Annotated in this window: 17 protein-coding genes and 2 pseudogenes; 5 read left to right on the plus strand and 14 right to left on the minus strand. The window is 38.0% G+C overall.

Translation table 11 applies throughout. The features are described from left to right. Nucleotides 1-255, minus strand: a pseudogene (locus J5X91_RS18075) (hypothetical protein); the annotation flags it as partial. A gap of 217 nt (nucleotides 256-472) precedes the next feature. Between J5X91_RS18075 and J5X91_RS03305 the strand changes: the two are divergent. Beyond that, complete coding sequence (locus J5X91_RS03305) at nucleotides 473-1,453, plus strand: tRNA-dihydrouridine synthase (RefSeq protein ID WP_182678485.1); 981 nt, start codon at nucleotides 473-475, stop codon at nucleotides 1,451-1,453. Nucleotides 1,454-1,513: 60 nt separating this feature from the next. Beyond that, nucleotides 1,514-1,840: a conjugal transfer protein TraR gene (locus J5X91_RS03310; RefSeq protein ID WP_089368028.1), complete on the plus strand. Its 327-nt coding sequence runs from the start codon at nucleotides 1,514-1,516 to the stop codon at nucleotides 1,838-1,840. A 35-nt stretch (nucleotides 1,841-1,875) separates the two neighbouring features. Here the strand turns inward: J5X91_RS03310 and J5X91_RS03315 are convergent, their stop codons facing one another. From J5X91_RS03315 to pyrC, 9 genes are all read right to left on the minus strand, one after another. Further along, on the minus strand, nucleotides 1,876-2,919 hold the full coding sequence (locus J5X91_RS03315; RefSeq protein ID WP_011327877.1) for a hypothetical protein: 1,044 nt from the start codon (nucleotides 2,917-2,919) through the stop codon (nucleotides 1,876-1,878). Nucleotides 2,920-2,981: 62 nt separating this feature from the next. After that, nucleotides 2,982-4,241: a tetratricopeptide repeat protein gene (locus tag J5X91_RS03320; RefSeq protein ID WP_011327876.1), complete on the minus strand. Its 1,260-nt coding sequence runs from the start codon at nucleotides 4,239-4,241 to the stop codon at nucleotides 2,982-2,984. A gap of 11 nt (nucleotides 4,242-4,252) precedes the next feature. Further along, entirely contained in the window at nucleotides 4,253-4,870 is a 618-nt protein-coding gene (locus tag J5X91_RS03325) for an energy transducer TonB (RefSeq protein WP_011327875.1), read from the minus strand. Then, entirely contained in the window at nucleotides 4,870-5,274 is a 405-nt protein-coding gene (locus tag J5X91_RS03330; protein WP_007583867.1) for a biopolymer transporter ExbD, read from the minus strand. Before J5X91_RS03330 ends, J5X91_RS03325 begins: the two co-directional genes overlap by 1 nt. A 14-nt stretch (nucleotides 5,275-5,288) precedes the next feature. Next, entirely contained in the window at nucleotides 5,289-5,813 is a 525-nt protein-coding gene (locus J5X91_RS03335; RefSeq protein ID WP_011327873.1) for a MotA/TolQ/ExbB proton channel family protein, read from the minus strand. Beyond that, a complete protein-coding gene (locus J5X91_RS03340; protein WP_011327872.1) occupies nucleotides 5,813-7,177 on the minus strand; it encodes a MotA/TolQ/ExbB proton channel family protein in 1,365 nt (454 codons plus the stop codon). Before J5X91_RS03340 ends, J5X91_RS03335 begins: the two co-directional genes overlap by 1 nt. Nucleotides 7,178-7,183: 6 nt before the next feature. After that, entirely contained in the window at nucleotides 7,184-7,954 is a 771-nt protein-coding gene (locus J5X91_RS03345) for a DUF3450 domain-containing protein (protein WP_011327871.1), read from the minus strand. Nucleotides 7,955-9,388: 1,434 nt separating this feature from the next. Then, on the minus strand, nucleotides 9,389-9,592 hold the full coding sequence (locus tag J5X91_RS03350; protein ID WP_002961702.1) for a cold-shock protein: 204 nt from the start codon (nucleotides 9,590-9,592) through the stop codon (nucleotides 9,389-9,391). Nucleotides 9,593-10,086: 494 nt separating this feature from the next. After that, the gene (gene pyrC / locus J5X91_RS03355) at nucleotides 10,087-11,139 is read right to left on the minus strand and encodes a dihydroorotase (RefSeq protein WP_086993324.1); all 1,053 of its coding nucleotides are present in this window, start codon (nucleotides 11,137-11,139) and stop codon (nucleotides 10,087-10,089) included. 206 nt (nucleotides 11,140-11,345) lie between these two features. Here pyrC and J5X91_RS03360 point away from each other — a divergent pair, with 206 nt between their 5' ends. The 3 genes from J5X91_RS03360 to J5X91_RS03370 all read left to right on the plus strand — a co-directional run bounded on the left by J5X91_RS03360 (nucleotide 11,346) and on the right by J5X91_RS03370 (nucleotide 15,937). Next, a complete protein-coding gene (locus J5X91_RS03360) occupies nucleotides 11,346-13,715 on the plus strand; it encodes a GGDEF domain-containing protein (protein WP_208834058.1) in 2,370 nt (789 codons plus the stop codon). Nucleotides 13,716-14,231: 516 nt separating this feature from the next. Further along, nucleotides 14,232-15,119 carry a LysR family transcriptional regulator gene (locus J5X91_RS03365; protein WP_011327866.1) on the plus strand — a complete coding sequence of 296 codons (888 nt, stop codon included), beginning with the start codon at nucleotides 14,232-14,234 and terminating at the stop codon, nucleotides 15,117-15,119. Nucleotides 15,120-15,172: 53 nt separating this feature from the next. Next, nucleotides 15,173-15,937 carry a YdcF family protein gene (locus J5X91_RS03370; protein ID WP_208834059.1) on the plus strand — a complete coding sequence of 255 codons (765 nt, stop codon included), beginning with the start codon at nucleotides 15,173-15,175 and terminating at the stop codon, nucleotides 15,935-15,937. A gap of 409 nt (nucleotides 15,938-16,346) precedes the next feature. Here J5X91_RS03370 and J5X91_RS03375 read toward each other — a convergent pair whose 3' ends face one another. The 4 genes and pseudogenes from J5X91_RS03375 to J5X91_RS03390 all read right to left on the minus strand — a co-directional run bounded on the left by J5X91_RS03375 (nucleotide 16,347) and on the right by J5X91_RS03390 (nucleotide 19,531). Then, entirely contained in the window at nucleotides 16,347-17,528 is a 1,182-nt protein-coding gene (locus tag J5X91_RS03375; protein ID WP_208834060.1) for an MFS transporter, read from the minus strand. Between the two features lie 106 nt (nucleotides 17,529-17,634). Further along, nucleotides 17,635-18,038 (minus strand): annotated as a pseudogene (locus J5X91_RS03380) (VOC family protein). Between the two features lie 107 nt (nucleotides 18,039-18,145). Next, nucleotides 18,146-18,478: a YnfA family protein gene (locus J5X91_RS03385; protein WP_041454392.1), complete on the minus strand. Its 333-nt coding sequence runs from the start codon at nucleotides 18,476-18,478 to the stop codon at nucleotides 18,146-18,148. A 300-nt stretch (nucleotides 18,479-18,778) separates the two neighbouring features. Continuing rightward, on the minus strand, nucleotides 18,779-19,531 hold the full coding sequence (locus J5X91_RS03390) for a Nif3-like dinuclear metal center hexameric protein (RefSeq protein ID WP_011327858.1): 753 nt from the start codon (nucleotides 19,529-19,531) through the stop codon (nucleotides 18,779-18,781). Nucleotides 19,532-19,536 lie beyond the last annotated feature (5 nt).

Below are 19,536 nucleotides of genomic sequence, written 5' to 3' on the forward strand. Positions count from 1 at the left end.
ACATTTGCCTTCTTTTTTAGCTTTTGCATCTGCGCCGCATTTAGCTTCGCCACATTTGCCTTCTTTTTTAGCTTTTGCTTCGCCGCCACATTTACCTTCGCCACACTTACCTTCGGTAGCATCTATTTGATAGCCGGTAACCATTTGTTGAAACTCAAAAGGATTGGCTTGCACATCCACAGATACAAAGCTTGCAGAGCCAACAACAACTGCACCTAGTGTTAACGCGATTGAACTTTTTTTGATTGTATTCATTATATGACTCTCTTTTTAATAAGATTGTATAACCAAAGAATTGGAAAATACGAGTATGTATTTAAGTAGACCTGTATAAAAATAAAAAATTTCATTTTAGTTTAATTAATTGTAAACTTTTTGGCTAAAGTAACTATGCGCGGTAATTACGGATTTATCAATTTATGATTAACGGTTACACTACACATCCCTTTATTTAGCCATAATTAATCTTTCTATGAAACTTGTTTTAGCACCGATGGAAGGTGTTGTTGACTTCAAAATGCGCCAACTTCTTACCAATATAGGTGGTTTTGACTTATGTGTGACTGAGTTTGTGCGTGTTGTTGATGCTTGCTTACCTGATAAAGTTTTTTATCGTTACTGTCCTGAACTTAGCAATAATGGCCTCACTAGTGCTGGTACACCGGTACGCATTCAGTTATTAGGTCAAGTTGCAGGTGCGCTTGCAGAAAATGCAGTTAAAGCAATTAGTTTGGGCTCTCATGGCATAGACCTAAATTTTGGCTGCCCTGCAAAAACTGTTAATAAAAGTAAAGGCGGAGCTGTACTGCTTAAAGATCCCGAGCACATGTATGAAATAATTAAAGCGGTAAGAGACGCCGTTGATAGCAAGCATCAAGTGAGTGCAAAAATTCGTCTTGGTTTTGATGATGACAGTAACAGCCAAGAAATAGTAGATGCTGTTGTCAGCGCTGGTGCAAGTAGTATTGCAATTCATGCTCGCACTAAACGTGATGGCTATAACCCACCTGCTTATTGGGAAAAGATCCCACCTTTAATTAAAGATAAAGATATTGCGGTTGTGGCCAATGGCGAAATATGGCAAGTAGCTGATGCTATGTTGTGCCAAAAACGCAGTGGTTGTACCGACTTAATGCTTGGTCGTGGTGCGTTATCTCATCCCGATTTAGCAAAAAAGATTAAAGCGAATATAAATAATGAACATTATGTAGGGCTCGAGTGGGAGCATATTCTTTATCATTTAATAAATTCTGCTATTCATCACGACCCGGCTAAAGATGAAAAGTACTTTGCATCGCGTACTAAGCAGTGGTTAGGCTACTTAAAGCGTCAGTACCCACAGGCAATAACATTATTTGACGAGATCCGCCGGTTAAAGGCCAAAGAAGATGTCGCAGAGGTACTAAGTAAGTATGCCAAAGCGCCACAGTTTGATGCAAATCATAACGCGTAAGTAAATCTACCTAGATAATACCCCTATTGCTCAATGCTAATTATAAAGGGGTTATACACGATGCAACATCAGCAAAGGTTAATTAATGAAATAGAGGAAGTAAAATTAACTATATTAAACTTACTTTCTCAATCAGCGCATCTATCTCATCAGCATTTATTATCTTTATTAACGCAAACAGTCAATGCAGAGTGGCTCGATTTGGCGGCGCAAAAACTAGGTCCCGAATACGGTGAATATATTCAACGAATGACCACTTTAGAGGCTGCTGTGAGTCAAATTGAGATAGGTCAGTACGGTTATTGCTGTGATTGTGAAGAGCCTATAACCACAGCATTACTCGAATTAGATCCAGCTACACAACGTTGTGAACAGTGCGCTAAATAAAGCGCACATTGAGCAACGTTAAGTCGCTGGAGCAGTTAAAGTAATTGCTGAGCAAAGCTAAATGCCTGCCCAGGGTAAAGCACTATATTTTTAACTAATCTTGTTGCATCTATTTCGCTAATGTTTAAACGCTTTATTAAGTTAACCTTTGCCTGTGGCAAGGTCCACGCATGAATATGCAATCCAACATCAGTTTCCATCATTGCTAACATTAGCGTTTTTTGCTGCGCTAAAAGTGATTTGTTTTCAGCTATAGCGGGTAAGTTTCTAAACCCCGACAACCAATCTAAACCTGGTACCTCTTTATCCCCATTAGTAAATTGCACCAAAAATGACTGTGGATAAATTTGGCTAACCTCCTGATTGGCTGGTTGTGTACTTTCCTCTTTTAACTGCTCATTTATAATAGTAAGCCACTCTAGCGGAGAGTGCACTGTACCACTAAAATAGTTTAGCTTACTTTGATACCACTCACTGCCATTAGCTAAACCATATAGCCCGACACTTCCTCTGGGGCTATATTGCACTAAATAATCTTTTAAAATATTAAGTTGAGCTAATAAGCTATTGGGTATGTTTTTATCGCTTAGTGCACTAAGCACATAATTTTTTATTAAATTGTGTTCAATTTTATTCAACTTTAAATTGCTTAATTGCGCACTTTCTAGTTGTCGCTGCACAAATTCAAGCCAATTACTTATATTTTGATAGTCACTCTCTGAACTTGCTAAGTTAAGTAAATTAACTAAAACATTTGTATGTGCTGGCCAGGCAAAGTAACGCTCAGGAAAACGCTCTGCAATAACAAGATAGTTAACCTGCTCAGTTTGCTGCTTGGTTAGTTGCATTTGCATTAAGCTTTGATAAATAGCGTGGCGTTTTTTTAAATACGCATCTGTAAAAGGCAATTGCTCACCACGCAGCCCTGCGTGTTTACTATTTTTTGGCTGATATAAAGCTAAGTTAAGCGATTTTAATGCGTGCTGCGCTTCATCAAACGATGTGTACTGCTGTGGTTGCTTAGAGCAAGAGGCCAAAAATAGACAAAGTAAAAATGAAAAAATAAGCGTTTTGTTCATGTTCATCCCAATAAAAAAAGCCCCAATGGGGCTTTTTAAAAATTGCTAATATACATTAAAAATTAAATTTTAACACCGTTGCGAGCGGCTTTATCTTTAATATATGTAGCCCAACCTTTTGCAAACTTACGCGTGCGAGGGTCATCCATAGCTTTAGTAATTGCAGCATGTGCTTGCTTATACTTAGCTTGGTAGTAGTACGCTTCAGCTAAATCTGAATAAATAGTGCCCTTTTTATCAGAGCCTAACTCTAGTGCTTTGTTCAAACGAACAACTGCAGCGCTAAAGTTTTCAGATTGTAAAAGTAACGAACCGGCTTTGCGATAAAGCTCAGCATCGTTATCAAATTTTGCAGCTTCTTCGTAATACTTAGCGGCTTTTTCAATATCTTTTGAACGATGGTAGTTACTAGCAATTGCACTGATATTTTGCTTAGTGCGTTGTACTTTTTCTTCTTTAACACCTTTTTCAAGCGTTAATGCTGCTTTATAAGGTATTTCGTTTAAAGAATAAAAGTTAGCTAGTACTTTGTATTCAACTTCGTTCTCAAAGTAACCGTTTTTGTATGCAACTTCCATAGTTGCTAGGCCTTTTTTGTAGTCTTCAGTTTGTAAGTAATACTTACCTAAGCCTACCCAAGATTTTTTATCATCTGGCCATACACGAACGATTTCTTCTGCAACTTGAACCATATTTTGATACTGCTTTTGTTCAAAATATGAAGCTAGCTTAAGTTGATAAGGAGCTTTTGTTGGCTCTTTTTCAAGCTTAATCGCTTTATCTGCAGGTTCTATAACATCCTTAAACTGTTTAAGTTCGTAACTTGCTTGCGCAATACGAGTATAAACTTTCGGATCTTCTTCACCTGTAAAGTCCATCCAATCAGCGTAGGCTTTTTTTGCAGCACTATATTGCTCAGTACCTGCATACATATCACCTAAGGTTTTTAAACCCTGTGCTTGATCGGCAAAGTTTAATACATCTGGTGCAATCGCTGCTTTCATATACTTAATGGCTGTTTTGTATTGCTCTTTTTGAGCATACATACTACCTAAGTAACGATTTACAGTTGCTTTGTCAAAATCGTTAGACGGATCTAACTCTTTAAGTAAAGCAAGTGCACCATCAACATCATCTTCATTATACAAGTCAAACGCTTTAATTACCTTTTTACCAGTACGCTCGCCCATGATTTTAGTTTTTGCTTTTTTACGCTCTTCAATTTTTGCGTAATTTGGCGCCGCTAAAACAGGTGCAGTCAAAGCTGCACCCGACACAGACATAAGAATTGCAAGAGCAGTTACTTTAGATAAATTTCTCATTACTCGCCTCCTTAGTTGCCTTGGTTAAGTTTAAAGTCTAATTGAACTTGTAAACCAACTTGTCTTTGTGGTTTACCGTCAATAATTTTAGGACGGTACTTCCACTTGCGCAATGCACGTTTAGCTTCACGGTCAAAGACACGTTTCGGGTCAGCGTCAATTACATCAACGTCAACCACGCCACCTAACTCATCGATAGTGAACGAAAGTTGAACCCAACCTTCTCTACCATCACGTGCTGCTTGCGTTGGATATTTTGGTTCAATTCGAACGATAGGTGTCGCATCACCATCTCGTCCAAATGCACCCGGACCACTTAGTCCACCTGCCGTGCTTCCCACATCGATGCTTGGCATATTAAATGACAATCCACCAGGATTAGGGTTGTTATTTTCCGGCTGTGGCGGCTGCGGTTTAGGCGGCTGCTTAGGCGGTGGAGGAGGAGGAGGCGGAACACGCCTTCTTTCCTGCACCTTAGATTCAGGCGGATTCGTCATTATTTCGACTATGATCTGCTCTTTTTGTTCAGTATTACGGTCAGCCCCACCAGAGATGAGGAATGCCATGAAGTAGAACAAGCCGAAAGTAACTGCCCCACCTGCAATCAGTGAAAACAGAAAACGAATCATTACTGATCTCCAGCGATTGAAATTCTTAGGTTATCACCCGTCGCTTTAATCTGGTCCATCACTTTAACTACCGTGCCGTGCTTAGCTTCTTTATCAGCTTGTATAATCACAACTTCGGTAGGTTGCTCTGCTAATAAACTTTCAATTTTTGCTGAAATACGTTCAACATCAATTTGTTGTTTATCAACCCAGATTTCGCCGTTACTACGTATAGCAATAAAAATGTTAGCATTTTTTTGCTTAGTAGCTTGGGCAGCTTTTGGTTTATTGACCTCGATACCAGCCTCTTTAACGAACGATGTAGTTACGATAAAGAAAATAAGCATGATAAATACGATGTCAAGCATCGGCGTCATATCGACCGCTGCTTCTTCTTCTTCACGAAAACGTTGTTTACGTGCCATATTTAATTCTCTCTCTAGTGATGAGGCATGTTATCTACAAGTTTGGCTTTCACCATTTTAGCTTTTGTCTCAAGACGTGAGCTAAAAAACACTCCAGATAGTGCCGCAACCATTCCAGCCATTGTTGGGATTGTTGCCATTGAAATACCTGATGCCATTAATCGTGCATTACCAGTACCTTGACTAGCCATGGTTTCGAAAACCGAAATCATACCCGTAACAGTACCTAACAAACCTATTAAAGGACAAACAGCTACTAATGTTTTAATCAACAACATACGCTGATCTAATTTTTCAGACGCTTCAGAAATCCATGCTTCACGGATTCTGTGTGCGTACCAAGACGTAGTGTCTTGGCGGGCATCCCACTTTGCAATAATTTCTTGCGATAAACGCGGAAACTCTGCAAGTAAGAACCAATAGCGCTCAATCATTAAAACCCACATCAGAAAGAGTGCTATCGCGACCACGTATAAAACCTGGCCGCCTGTGCCAACAAAATCCCTGATAGATTCCCATATCTCCATCAGGACTAGCATTAGGCTTTCTCCTTCTCCGCGTGAGTCGCAACGATACCTGCGCTTTGCTCATCTAGGATGTGTAATACCGACTTACTACGACCAGCTACAAGTGCGTGAAGTAGAATTAGTGGTAGTGCAGCAATTAGACCTAGCGCTGTAGTTACAAGTGCTAGAGAGATATTACCAGCCATGATCTTCGGATCGCCCGTACCGAACAATGTGATTGTTTGGAACGTTAATATCATACCGATTACTGTACCTAGTAGACCAAGTAATGGTGCGATTGCAGCAAGGATCTTGATAATGTTGATACCAGCTTCGATGCGTGGCGTTTCACGAAGAATCGCTTCATCAAGTTTAAGCTCAAGGTTTTCAACATCTTGATTCTTGTTGTCATGGTACACTTTAAGAATACGACCCAATGGGTTATTTGTATTCGGTGTAGCAACATTTTTAAGTTGGCTCTTAATTTTGCTTGTAGTAAGCGTAAGGTCAACAAAACGAATTAGAGTAATTAACATACCTAAAGCTAACAACGCAGTAATTATGTAACCTACTACGCCACCTTGATGGAAGTATTCCATAAGTGTTGCTTTTTGAGTGTTAATACGCAAAATCGCGCCACGAGTTGGATCCACATATACACCAGCATAGTTGTCAGGTGATGTTTTTTCAAGGTCTGCAATACCGTCTAAAATGTAGCTATCAGGCTGCTTACCAAGTGGTTGAATCGACTTTGTTTCTGGTGAATAAATTAAGTAACCGTCGTCTGTAACTAAGTTAAAGTTACCAATACGTGTTACTTTTTTCATTGACGGGTTACCGTCAAGACCAGCAACTTCAGTTTCAAAAGTAGAAACTTTAGCAGACTCTGTCATTTCAGTTTGAAGTGAAATCCAAAGCTCTTCTAACTCACGAACTGTAGGAAGCTCTTTAGCCGCAGCTAATGAACGTAATACTTCAGCACGACCTGGCTTTTCAGCACTTACTAATGACGCTTCGATAGAACCGATAGCATCTTGAGCTGCACGACGTACAACACCAAACATTTCACCAAGTGTACCTTGAGCATTTTGTAGTGCTTGCTCTTTCTCAGCTAGCGTGTTTTCGTTTTGTGCATACTCTTTAGTTAAACGATCGCCACGTGACTTTTCAGCAACTAATTGGCTTTTCGCTTTATTAAGTAATGATTGCTTGTCAGCACGTTCTGATAAGAACTCTTGCTCACGTTGCTTATTGATTTTACCTTCAGAGATACGCTCTTGCTTTACTTGCTCAAGAATTTTATCTAATGCATTCGTATTTGCGTGTGCATTAAGCGCGGTACCTGCAGAAACAGTTAGTACTGCTGCAACAGCAAAACCTTTAAATAGTTTCTTCATTATTGATTACTCCGCGCCAAAAATTGGTAGTTTAACAAGTTCTAGTGTCGCTTGCTTACGTGCCATACGGATCACTTCTTTAACAGGTTTTAGGTATTCTTCACCTAATTCTTTCCACTGTTTAGTGTTGTTATCCCAAACCCAAGCATGTTTCAAGTCAAATGACTGTGCAACATAAGTAATACGACCTAAACGACCGATATCAACGTTAATGCTACGGCCATCAACATCAAGCGTACCTTGTGAAGCATTTACAGCTGAGCTGTATGATGTTTCTACTGTGTAAGCTTCAAGTACTTGACGGAATTTCTCAGACGTTGTTACAGAAGAAGAAGACATGATTTCACGTAATCTTTCAACACGACCTAAGCGCGTTTCAAGATTAAATGGAACGTCCGCTTTGATGAATTGCTCAAGCGTATCGATCATGCGATACATCAGAGGCACAACGTTTTGTTTAGTGTTATCAATAGTTGCTATTTGACGGTCAAACGATTCAATAGACGCGTTTTGATCATCAACCAAACGTGCTACGTGATCGTTGTACACTTTCATAAGTTCAGTCTCATCAACAATGCTACGGTACTCAGCTATTAGCTCTTGAGTTTGACCATATACATTGTCAATTTTAGTTTGAGACTTAACTGCAGCCTTTTGAATTTGCTGACCTGCTTGTTGCACGTCATTCAAAGGATCTGCAATCACATTGCTGCTTGCAAATGCAAATGCGCCAACCAACGCAGTTGCTACAAGACTCTTTCTGATTTTAACAGACATAGTTCCCAACCAATTAAGTAATGTTACTTTTATAATTTAATTATCAACCTACAAGAGGAAGACAACCCTGATATCTTTTAATAGATATCAACCTTTCAATAATGCTAAATGCAGTAAGTCATGTCAACTTGATGTTTAGCATTACCTATAAATAAATATGCATATGAACTAGTTATTTAATATACCAACCCGATAACATTAACATTATTGCAACCACTTTACCGCAAATACTTTCATGAAACCCTTTTGTAATAACAACATTCATAATTAACAACTTAAAAATAAACATTATTATAACATTTGACATTAACTATTTAGAGACTAAAAAAAAAATATAAATAACCTTCTATTATTTTATCTTTAACAACTTTTGAGCGTTTTATAGACGAAAACTCATTTGTACCATAGATAATCTACAACCCACTTCATAATAACTATTGTGTATTACATTATAAAAAACTAATCATAAAGGTAGAATTCAAACAATAAATATGGCTTATCCATTTTTTAAAATGCAAAAATAATATAAATCATTACCACCCTATTAGCACAATGTTTATTTTTAATGTTTGCTACTAAAGCGGTATCTGCAGGCTTATTTTAGAGTAGTTGATAATTACTACATCCCCTAAGGCAATAATATTAATATGCTTAATTAAAAGGGTTATTTTAATGACGAGCAAGCCTCTTGTTCTTAATCAAGGCTTTATATTTCGTTGTTCTGAATTATTACTTTGCCATCACTTTCACTTAGTACGCTCGTGTGGTGACTAAAAATTACTTTTAACGCAGCTAGTGATGATTTAATTCTATAGTCTGATCATTTTTTATTAATTTAAAGTGATGTGGATTGATTAACACAGCATTAAAGCTAAGGAGTGCTTACCCCTTAAACTATGAGGCTGGTAGTTTGTAATATCCTGTTGTAGCGCCTTTGTACGCTCGCAGCACTTACATACGCAACTTACATGCGTACACAAGTTACTTTTAATAACTTTGACGACCTTGTATCAGCTTATTAAAACTGCTTTAAATTCAGTGGGAGTAAATAACGAAGGGGGATTTAAATTAACTGCGCACAAACAAAAATTAGTTACTCTATTTAAGTTACTTTCAACACAGTGAAGAAGCTATTTTATCTTTTTTAAAAATATTACCATTAAACTTTATAACCCATGATTTGCTGTGTTTGTGGTTATTTAAACTATAAATAGCAAATACATAAAGAATGATTTTATTTATTGAGTAATGGAATTTTTAAAAATTGTAATTATTAAAATGACGCACAACAACAGAGTGTTTAAGTTGATAAGTGATAATTAAAATATTTAGAGGTAGCTATTTTGATTTGCGGGAATGTGAATTATTTAAAAAGAAAATTATGGTGAAACAGTAGCCTGTTTCACCACGTTGAACGAAGGTTCACATAATAAATTATGCTGCTTCTACGTTCTCAGCTTCAGGGCCTTTTTGACCTTGCTTGATGCTGAATGTCACTGCTTGACCTTCGCTAAGAGTGCGAAAACCAGAACCAGTGATTGCGCTGAAATGTACAAACACGTCAGGACCATTTTCTTGTTCAATGAAACCAAAGCCTTTAGCTTCGTTGAAAAACTTTACTTTACCAGTAACCGACATACTAAATTTTCCTGTAAGTCAATAATTAAAATTCAGCCATATTATTATGGCAATATCCTCCTTGAATCAATGCTCAAAAATATGGAGGTACAGTACAGGAAGAAGTAATAACCAAACCGGTAACCTTAAACGCAGCACAACATCCGTAAATTCATTAGGCAAAAACTCAAAGCAAGTTAAGATTAGCACATTAAATTTTATTTCGCTCTATTAATTAGAAAATATTTATCAATAATGCGTTGTTTCTGATTTTTTTTCTTAAACGGTTAATTTAAAAGCAAATAAATATAGATTTTATCCTGTAATTATCACCTTGCTGGCGATACTATTAAACGCTTTAGTATTTTCTATAATCATCTAACAATAAATCTAAAGCGCTTTTCTAAAATTACCAGCTGATTCTACCTAAAGTTTAAACTCCGTTTAAAAAATGAAAAAAAGCCGCTTAGCTAAGCTAAACGGCTTTAAAAATTTTAGGTATTGTGAGCAACCAGCTACTTAACTTGCCAGTCAATTGTATCCTCTGCCTTTATAGGTACTACTTGTGAGTCGCCAAGCGTATAACTTGCAGGCACTTGCCACGGGCTTCTTTCTAAAGTAATGGTATCTTTATTACGTGCAAGGCCATAAAAGTCTGGTCCAAAAAAGCTTGCAAAGCCTTCCAGTTTGTCTAGCTTACCAGCGCCTTCAAATGCCTCTGCGTATAACTCAATAGCAGCATGTGCGGTATAAGCTCCTGCACAACCACACGCAGCTTCTTTTTTATCTTTATAATGAGGCGCTGAGTCAGTACCTAAAAAGAATTTTTTATTACCACTTACTGCAGCAGCCATTAAAGCATGTTGGTGAATATTACGTTTTAAAATAGGTAAACAGTAATAATGTGGTCGAATGCCCCCTGCCAGCATATGGTTGCGATTGTACAGTAAGTGATGAGCAGTAATTGTTGCTGCAACATTATCCGGCGCATTAGTTACAAACTCTACCGCATCTTTGGTTGTAATATGCTCAAGTACTATTTTTAGCTCAGGAAAGTCAGTTACTACATCACCTAAAATCGTTTCGATAAATATTTTTTCACGGTCAAAAATATCAATAGACGAATCTGTCACCTCACCGTGTATTAAAAGCAGCATGCCTACGTCTTGCATTGCAGCTAAAACAGGGTAAATATTTTTAATTGAGGTAACACCTGAGTCTGAATTTGTTGTTGCACCTGCCGGATATAGTTTTGCTGCAACTATTTTGCCAGTTGCTTTGGCTTTTATTATTTCATCTGGGGTTGTTTTATCTGTAAGGTATAGCACCATTAAAGGCTCAAAATTGCCTTGTGGGCCTGCAGCCATTATACGTTCTCTGTATGCTAATGCCGTATCTGTACAAGTTGCTGGCGGCATTAAATTAGGCATAATAATTGCTCGACCCATATAACGGCTAATATCACGAACCGTGTCTTTTAATTGATCACCATCACGTAAGTGTACATGCCAATCATCTGGCCTGGTAATAGTGAGTGTTGCTGCAGAGTCTGTATTTTTAACGGTCATGAGTTGGTCCCTAAGCTAAATTTATCCGATCATAGGCATAGGACGTTTTCGAGTAAAGATCTTATTATAAATAATCAACCTTTGTAGCGCTGCAATTAAACTTTACAGTTTACATAAAGCAATTATCATTTTGTTTTGTAGGAAAGTTAATACCATGTTAAATTAGTACCCGTATTTATACTTAACTAAGAACTACATTATTTGCTATGCCTAACAAAGTAGATATAACTACAGCGCTCGAAGTTAAAACCGATCAGCTGAGTATAATTAATCAGTTCTCCTCAAGCTTGCTGCAATTAGATACGCTTGATGAGCTATTTGAATATGTAACTACCCAAGTGATTAATAGGCTTGGCTTTGTTGATTGTGTTATTTATCTTGCTGATACTGCCAATTTAACGCTTATTCAAGCCGCTTCTATGGGCGTTGCCAGTGAGCGCAAAGAATATCAAGCACAGAGAAAAGTGATCCACTTTGATGAAGGTATCACCGGCTATGTAGCAACCACAGCTAAAGCAATCATGATTGGCGATGTAACCAAAGATAGCCGCTACATTGCTGATGAGCGCCCTGCTCAATCTGAAATATGTGTTCCACTTATATACAAAGATCATGTTTTAGGGGTAATAGATTGTGAGCACCCAATTAAAAATTACTTTACTAACTCGCACCTCGAAATACTCACTACGGTTGCTCACTTATTAAGTGCCAAAATAAACCAAGTTAATACGGTAAACAGCTTACAAACAACGGTTTTACAATTAAATAATGCCCAAAAGTTAGAAAATAGCCTGCTGCAAATTGCAAACTTAACTTATAAAGCTAAAAATTTAGACGTTTTTTTTGAATCGCTGCATTTAATTATTAATAGTTTACTCCCTGCCGATAACTTTTTTATAGCGCTATACGATAAACAAATTGACGTGTTAGATATTGTTTATATTGTTGAAGAAGGCATTAAAACCAACAGCCATCAAAAAATTTCAAAAGAGCAATTAAAAGATACTGCCTCGTATTATTTATTAGTTACGGAGCAATCTTTACTGCTCACTAATAGTGAGTTTTTACACCATGTAGAACAACAGCATTTTAAAATGGTGGGTAGGCGCGCAGAATCTTGGTTAGGTGTCCCATTTAGGGTAAACGATCGCCATAGCGGTGTTATAGTAGTGCAAAGTTACGATAAAGCACTACATTACAGTCAACACGATAATGCGCTGCTGACCTATGTTAGCCGACAAATAAGTATGGCGATTGATCGCCAATTAGCTCGCCAAGAACTAGAGCACCGCGCCCTGCACGATGACCTCACTGGCCTAGCTAATCGCTCATTACTTATTGAGCGAATTAAGCATGCTATTTTACGCCTTGCAAGAGCAAAAAAAGGCACTAGCCACGCCTTACTCTATTTAGATTTTGATCGCTTTAAAAGTATTAATGATTCACTTGGTCATGAAGTTGGTGATCACTTTTTAATAAAAATATGCCAATTAATTAAAGGCACGGTGCGCAATACCGACACATTTTCACGTTTAGGTGGCGATGAGTTTGCTATTTTTATGGAAAACATCACTCACCGCAATCAGGTAACGGATGCGCTCAAACGCATACAACTTGCCCTTTCAAAGCCAATTAATATTGACGGCCACCTATTACAAGCATCTACAAGTATTGGCGTAGCATTAAGTGATAACGAAAACGACAAAGCCTATATTTTATTGCAACAAGCTGATGCAGCTATGTACGAAGCTAAATCGACAGGACGCGGACAAGTTAAGCTATTTAATAATATTATGCGCAAAAAGCTTAAAACACATGCCGATATTGAAAACGACTTACAACACGGTATAGAGCACAATGAGTTTGAGCTGTATTTTCAGCCTATATTTACCATTGCAACATGTGAAGTAATCGGTTTTGAAGCACTTGTTCGTTGGCATCATCCCAGTAAAGGGTTTGTACCGCCAAATGACTTTATCCCAATTGCTGAAAAAACCGGGCAAATAATTAATTTAGACTTACATTTATTAGATTTAGCCGCACAACAAATTAGCACTTGGCATCAACAAGGACACCGGTTTTTAAAAGTCACCGTTAATGTATCGTCTCGTCACTTTGCCAGTTTAGATTTTGTGGCACAAATTCACGCTATTTATAATAAATATCAGCTCCCGCTGGGATCTTTGTGTTTAGAAATTACTGAATCGGGGTTAATCGAAAATTTAGACTTAGCTACGCAAATAATTGAAGGCTTATCGCCATTAAAAGTAAAGCTTTGCCTTGATGACTTTGGTACAGGTTACTCAGCGCTTGGTTACTTACATCAGCTACCTATTCATATTTTAAAAATAGATAAGAGCTTTATTGATCACTTACATGACTCAGCCAACCCACTCGTTGATGCTATTTTGTCGCTAGCAATATCACTTAATCTTGCAGTGGTTGCTGAGGGGATTGAAACTGCTGAGCAACTCGCTATTTTACAAACTACGCAGTGCAATTACGGGCAAGGCTATTTAAAATCAAAACCGGTAACAGCCCAAGAAGCTATTTTACTAATCGACGCCCCACTATAATAAAAAAGCCAGCTAATTATTGCTGGCTTATTTTTACGATTATTTTTATATAAGTAATATACGTAAGCTACATTTTTAAGGTGTAGATCTAACCTTTAACTCTTCACGCAGCTCTTTGGTTGTTTTAACCATGTTGGTAAGTGCTTGTCCCATGATCTGGTTTTAAACCACAATCTGGATTTATCCATGCAATACTAGGCATCTTAGCTGTATTAATATCCTAATACACTTGGTCAGTGTCATTCGGGTAATCAACATTTCAAACCTTTGTAATAAATCCATGCTCGCCCACAATATTTTTAGTAATCACACCAAAACCCAACATGAGCTAAACTCATGCAAAATCCATCAAATCTATTTTAAAATGACTTTCATGATTAAAAAACTTAATGTTAAGCATAGAGGTTACTAATAAAACACAATTAATAGCCTTCTAGACGTTGAAACGTTTTTTGTAAAAGCGTAATATGTGCTTACTCTGAGTTAAACTCACCTTTTTCATGAGAATTTTTAAAGATGATTGGTCTTAAACACTTAAAAACCATTGCTACCTTAAAAGAAACGGGATCTTTGGTTAATACCGCACGTGAGTTATTTTTAACGCAATCGGCTTTATCACATCAAATCAAAGATTTAGAGAACAAATTAGACTGCCAATTGTTCGAGAGAAAAACCCAACCAGTACGATTTACCCCCCAAGGTATGCTATTACTTGAATTAGCCCACGAAATATTACCAAAAGTAGAAGCAACCAAGTGCCGCTTAAAAGAAAGTTTAAACCAGCCTATTTCACAAATGCGCTTAAGTGTTGAGTGCCATGCGTGCTTTCATTGGTTATTGCCAACAATTAAAGAATTTAATAATTTTTGGCCCGATATAAAAATTGATTACGAACGCGGTTTTAGCTACGACGCCATCCCTGATTTATTAAGTGATGAACTTGACCTAGTGCTCACCTCAGATATACGCGAACCCGACCAGCTAGAATACGCCCATTTATTCGACTTTAAATTAAAGCTCATTGTTGCCCCCGACCATGATCTTGCTAAAAAAGCCTATGTAACTGCGCTTGATTTAAAAAACGAAACTATTATTTCCTACCCTATTCCGCGCGAACGCCAAGATATTTTTAAACACTTTATTCAAAATGCCCGTTTTGATGGCACACTTAAAACAGTTGACCAGGGATTACTTATTTTTCAACTCGTTAGTGCGGGCATGGGCGTGGCTGCATTACCCGACTGGCTGGTTACACCTTACGAAAGCCAAGGATTAATTAAGTCAATTCCGCTAGGAGCATTAGGCTTAACTCGCCCTATGTATTTAGCGATGAAAAAAGAAATGAAAGACAACCCAGTTTATCGTCACTTTTTAAATACCTGTAAGTTAAATAACGGTCGATAAACATCTTACACATGAGTAATATAAAGCTAACTTAGCTTTTTATATTACTCATTATGTTTGCCATAAAAAAATTATTGGGTGGTTTATTAATGCCACTGCCTTTATTGGGTCTATTTGCCCTTATTATGCTACTTTTGGCATTTAGAGGTAAAAGATCTGCTTTATTTTTATCTTTTATAAGCTTAGCAGCGCTGCTTTTAGTCAGCACACCGCTGGTTGCTAACCTAATTATAAAAAATAACGAGTCACCCACACTGGCATTTAATTCATTAAAACAGCCAAAAATTGACAAAATAGTCGTACTCGGTTGCGACATTAACCCCAACACGGCTTTAAGTGCTAATAACCAACTTGGCAACTGCGCACTTACTCGTTTAGTCGAAGGCATAAAGCTAGCCAAACTCTACCCAAAAGCACAACTTATTGTATCGGGCGGCGGATACCAAAAAGTCACTAATAGTAGCTTAATGTATAACACAGCAATAAATTTAGGCATTAATAAAAATCGCTTAGTGCAAAATCCAGCGGCTATGGATACCCCAGCCGAAGCAAAATTATTAGCCCCCACATTAGTTGACTACAAAGTGGCATTGGTTACTTCAGTTTTACATATGCCGCGCGCAAAAGATTTATTTAACGCCCAAGGTGTTGAGGTAATAACAGCGGCAACTGACTATCATAACTTTGCTGTGTTACCTTGGCACAAACAACTCGTACCAAATGCCCAAGCTTTGCATGTAGTAACACAATACAGCCATGAGGTAGTGGGTAAAGCGTGGATCAGCATGCGCCGTTGGATAGACCCAGAAGCACTTTAACGTAAGTTCAACGCAGTAAATTACAAATAGTGTATCAAACCGGGTTACTTAAATAGGTGTCCGGTTTTGTTAATTTATAACACTTTTGCCAATAACGTGTGTCGTACATTTTGCTAATGCGCCACATAACATCCCACAAAGTTACACGTGTTAGTGCACTTACCAAAGACAGCTTTGATTACTTTGTTAAGCAACAAGCAGTGACTTTCCATCGCGCTTAGAGTCAAATTCCAAATGCTAAAGCAGATACATAGGGAGCTCACTTTAGGCCATTTTGCTGCATGAACAAGCTATAACTATAACCATCATCATCCGGCACTAGAGGGAGTAATATTAGCTACACTACCTTTCAATTGGCCACTTCACTTTAACTGTATAGATTTTATTTTCTTAGCATCAATAAGTTTTTCTAAAACACTTTACTTAAAGTTTTTTTCGCAAAAAATGAGATAATAATACCCGGAATAGATAAAGCAACGGCAAAGTACACCAAGCTCATAGGTGAATAAATCCCCAGCAGCAGCCCAGCAACAGAAGATGCGATCATAACGGATAAATTAAATACCGAGGACTGAACTGAAGTAGCAACATCTTTAGCATTTTTTACCTGCCTGCTAACGGCGGCCTGCATTAAAGTGACTAAGGGACCAAATGAAAGACCCCAGATAAAAAAAGCAAAATGCCCTACACCTTTTACTTTGCCAAACATTAGTAATGTGAGCATAGAAACAATAAGTAATGCAAACATGGTTATTGTTAATAGCCGCAGGTATTTATCGATAAGTTTTATAGCTAAAAAAACAGAAATCATCGAACCTATACCAAAAAACAATAAAGCACTTTCAATCCCACCAGCTAAACCAATTTCCTCAACCAGGCTTGTAATGTAAACATAGGCACCATAATGTGCGGTTACACCAAGCAAGGTAAGCACAAGAATAACTAGTACAGCTGGATTTGTTAATACCGCAAAAGGTGAGGAGCTTTTGCTCAGCTTTTCACCGGGCGCAGAAGGCAAAGCAAAAAAGCTAATAATGGCAATAGCAATAATAACCAGCCCAAAGCCAATAAACTCACTTCGCCAGCCATATTCATTGCCAATAGTCGTCATTATGGGCATACCAATACTAATTCCCAGCGTGGTGCCTGCCATAATAACCGCAATAGCCTTGCCATGATGTTCCTCATCTACCAGTCGCATACCGTAAGCTGCAATCATTGGCCACATCACACCTGCACAAATGCCTCCGATAATTCTAAGAAAAATAATAACGTTATAATTATCAATCAGCCCAACCACAATGTTTGAAACGGCAAAGCCACTCAACAAAAGCAGCAGTAAGTGCTTGCGATTAAATTGCATCGTCATTGAAATGAGCGGAATTGCAAATATCGCTGAAGCAATGGCGTAGTAGCCCACCAAATTACCTGTTTGCATCTCACTAATATTGAGATCGGCCATCATTAAAGGCATAACACCTGAGGGCATCAGCTCCGATAATATCCCTACAAAGGTCACTGACGACATCAAGATCATAATCAGCCATGGGAATAAGCTAGCGGTTTTTTGAGAAATATTTTCAGTGCTCATAATTTTTATCGGTTCTTAACTTTTTAAATTTATTGGCTTAGATGCTGCCAGATTAAGTGTGTGGTGAAAACAGCTGTTGTTCCTATAGTCTATTGTTAAGTGCATACTATTTGGTTGTGCTGTTGAGTTGCAGTAAATCCCATTTATTACTATATAGGTCTTGAAAAAACACTACTGTGCCATACTCTTCAACTCGTGGCTCTTCATTAAATACAACATCATTTGCTTTCATTAGCTCATAGTCTCACCAGAAATCGTTGATCTGTAAAAGTAAGAAAACACGTCCACCGGTTTGGTTACCAACAGCTTGTGTCTGCTCGTTTGTGCTCCTAGTAAATTCGTACCATTAGAATAGGGAAGATAAACCTAAACTCAGCGCTTCCCGCCACCTAAATCAGTATCTTCGAGGAGTGTAAATTGAAGTTTTTTAGTATAAAACGCGATAGCACCATCGTAGTTTTTAACGATTAGAGCTACATTTTTAATGTGCGGTTGAACTGATTTAGACATGGTAATTTCCGGATATGTGCAGCTTTACTAACTACGCTGCAATTACAAACCTTAAAATAGGTGTTTTTTATTTTCCGTGATGGAAACTACCACCTCTGATACTATTGTTATACGCTACGTGGAGCAAACATTATTATAGCCATACCTACAAGTGCTACACCAGACCCCACAAGATCCCATGTAGTTGGACGAATACCATCAACAGCCCACAACCACAAAATAGCCATGAAAATATACACGCCACCATAAGCAGCATAAACCCTACCTGCAGCGGCTGGATGCAACGACAATAACCAAGCAAATATAGCCAGGCTGAGGGCTGCAGGAACCAGTAACCAAACCGATTTCCCCTCACGCAACCAAAGGTATGGTAAATAACAGCCAATAATTTCTGCCAAAGCCGTAATTAAAAAAAGACCAAATATTTTCATTTCGCTCAAAAGTGACTCCTCTCATTACTTATATTCGAGGCTCTGAAGTTTCTAGTTATAGAAAAACGGCTTCAAGCATTCCTCAAAAACGCGATCACGACTTAAATCTAAAGCAGCTCATAAATATAAAATAGCCTCATAGGTTAGTAGCTTAAGATTTATAGCTTAAGCTTTACCTGTCACTTTGTATTTAGTAAAAACCACCCAGCCGCAACCTTCACTAACACATGTATTAATATGGTTTTTTGTATTGTTTACCAAAGCCATGAGAGCTAATGATGATTTTATATTTATTGCATTTTTAACTATTTATACTGGGTTATCTATGTCAATAAATGTGACGTCAAAACCATGCTCTTGAGCGAGTAGCTCACCTAATGCTTTAATGCCGTAGCGCTCTGTGGCGTGGTGCCCTGCGGCAAAAAAATCAATATTTTGCTCGCGCGAGCTATGAATAGTTTGCTCCGAGGCTTCGCCAGTTAAGTAGGCGTCAAGGCCTTGCTCTGCAGCTAGGTCAATGTAACCTTGCCCGCCACCGGTGCATAACCCAATTGTCTCTATTTTATCGGTTCGTACTAAACTGCTCAGTGGTGATCTGTTTAACACTTGAGCTATTTTATTGGCAAACTCTTCACCCGTTAACGGTGTTTTTAAACGCCCTTTCATTGCTACGCTGTTTGCAACAGGCTCTAAACCCGCTTCAATTTCAATATCTAGCAACAGTGCTAATTGTGCGTTATTACCAAGTACCGGATGTATATCGAGCGGTAAATGATAAGCAAATAAGTTAATGTCATTTGCTAATAACGCACCAATGCGGCGTTTTTTCATACCTGTAATTGGTTGCGATTCGCCTTTCCAAAAATAACCATGGTGCACTAATATTGCATCAGCATTTTTTTCTATTGCAGCATCAATCAGTGCTTGGCTTGCAGTAACACCAGTAATTATGGTTTTAATTTCATTTTTGCCTTCAATTTGTAGGCCATTTGGGCAAAAATCATTAATTGTGTGGGGTTTTAAAATGTCATTTAACAGCTGGTTAAATTCTCGACGTTGCATATAAG

The organism is Pseudoalteromonas sp. K222D (genome assembly GCF_017653575.1).
Taxonomy (GTDB): domain Bacteria; phylum Pseudomonadota; class Gammaproteobacteria; order Enterobacterales; family Alteromonadaceae; genus Pseudoalteromonas; species Pseudoalteromonas nigrifaciens.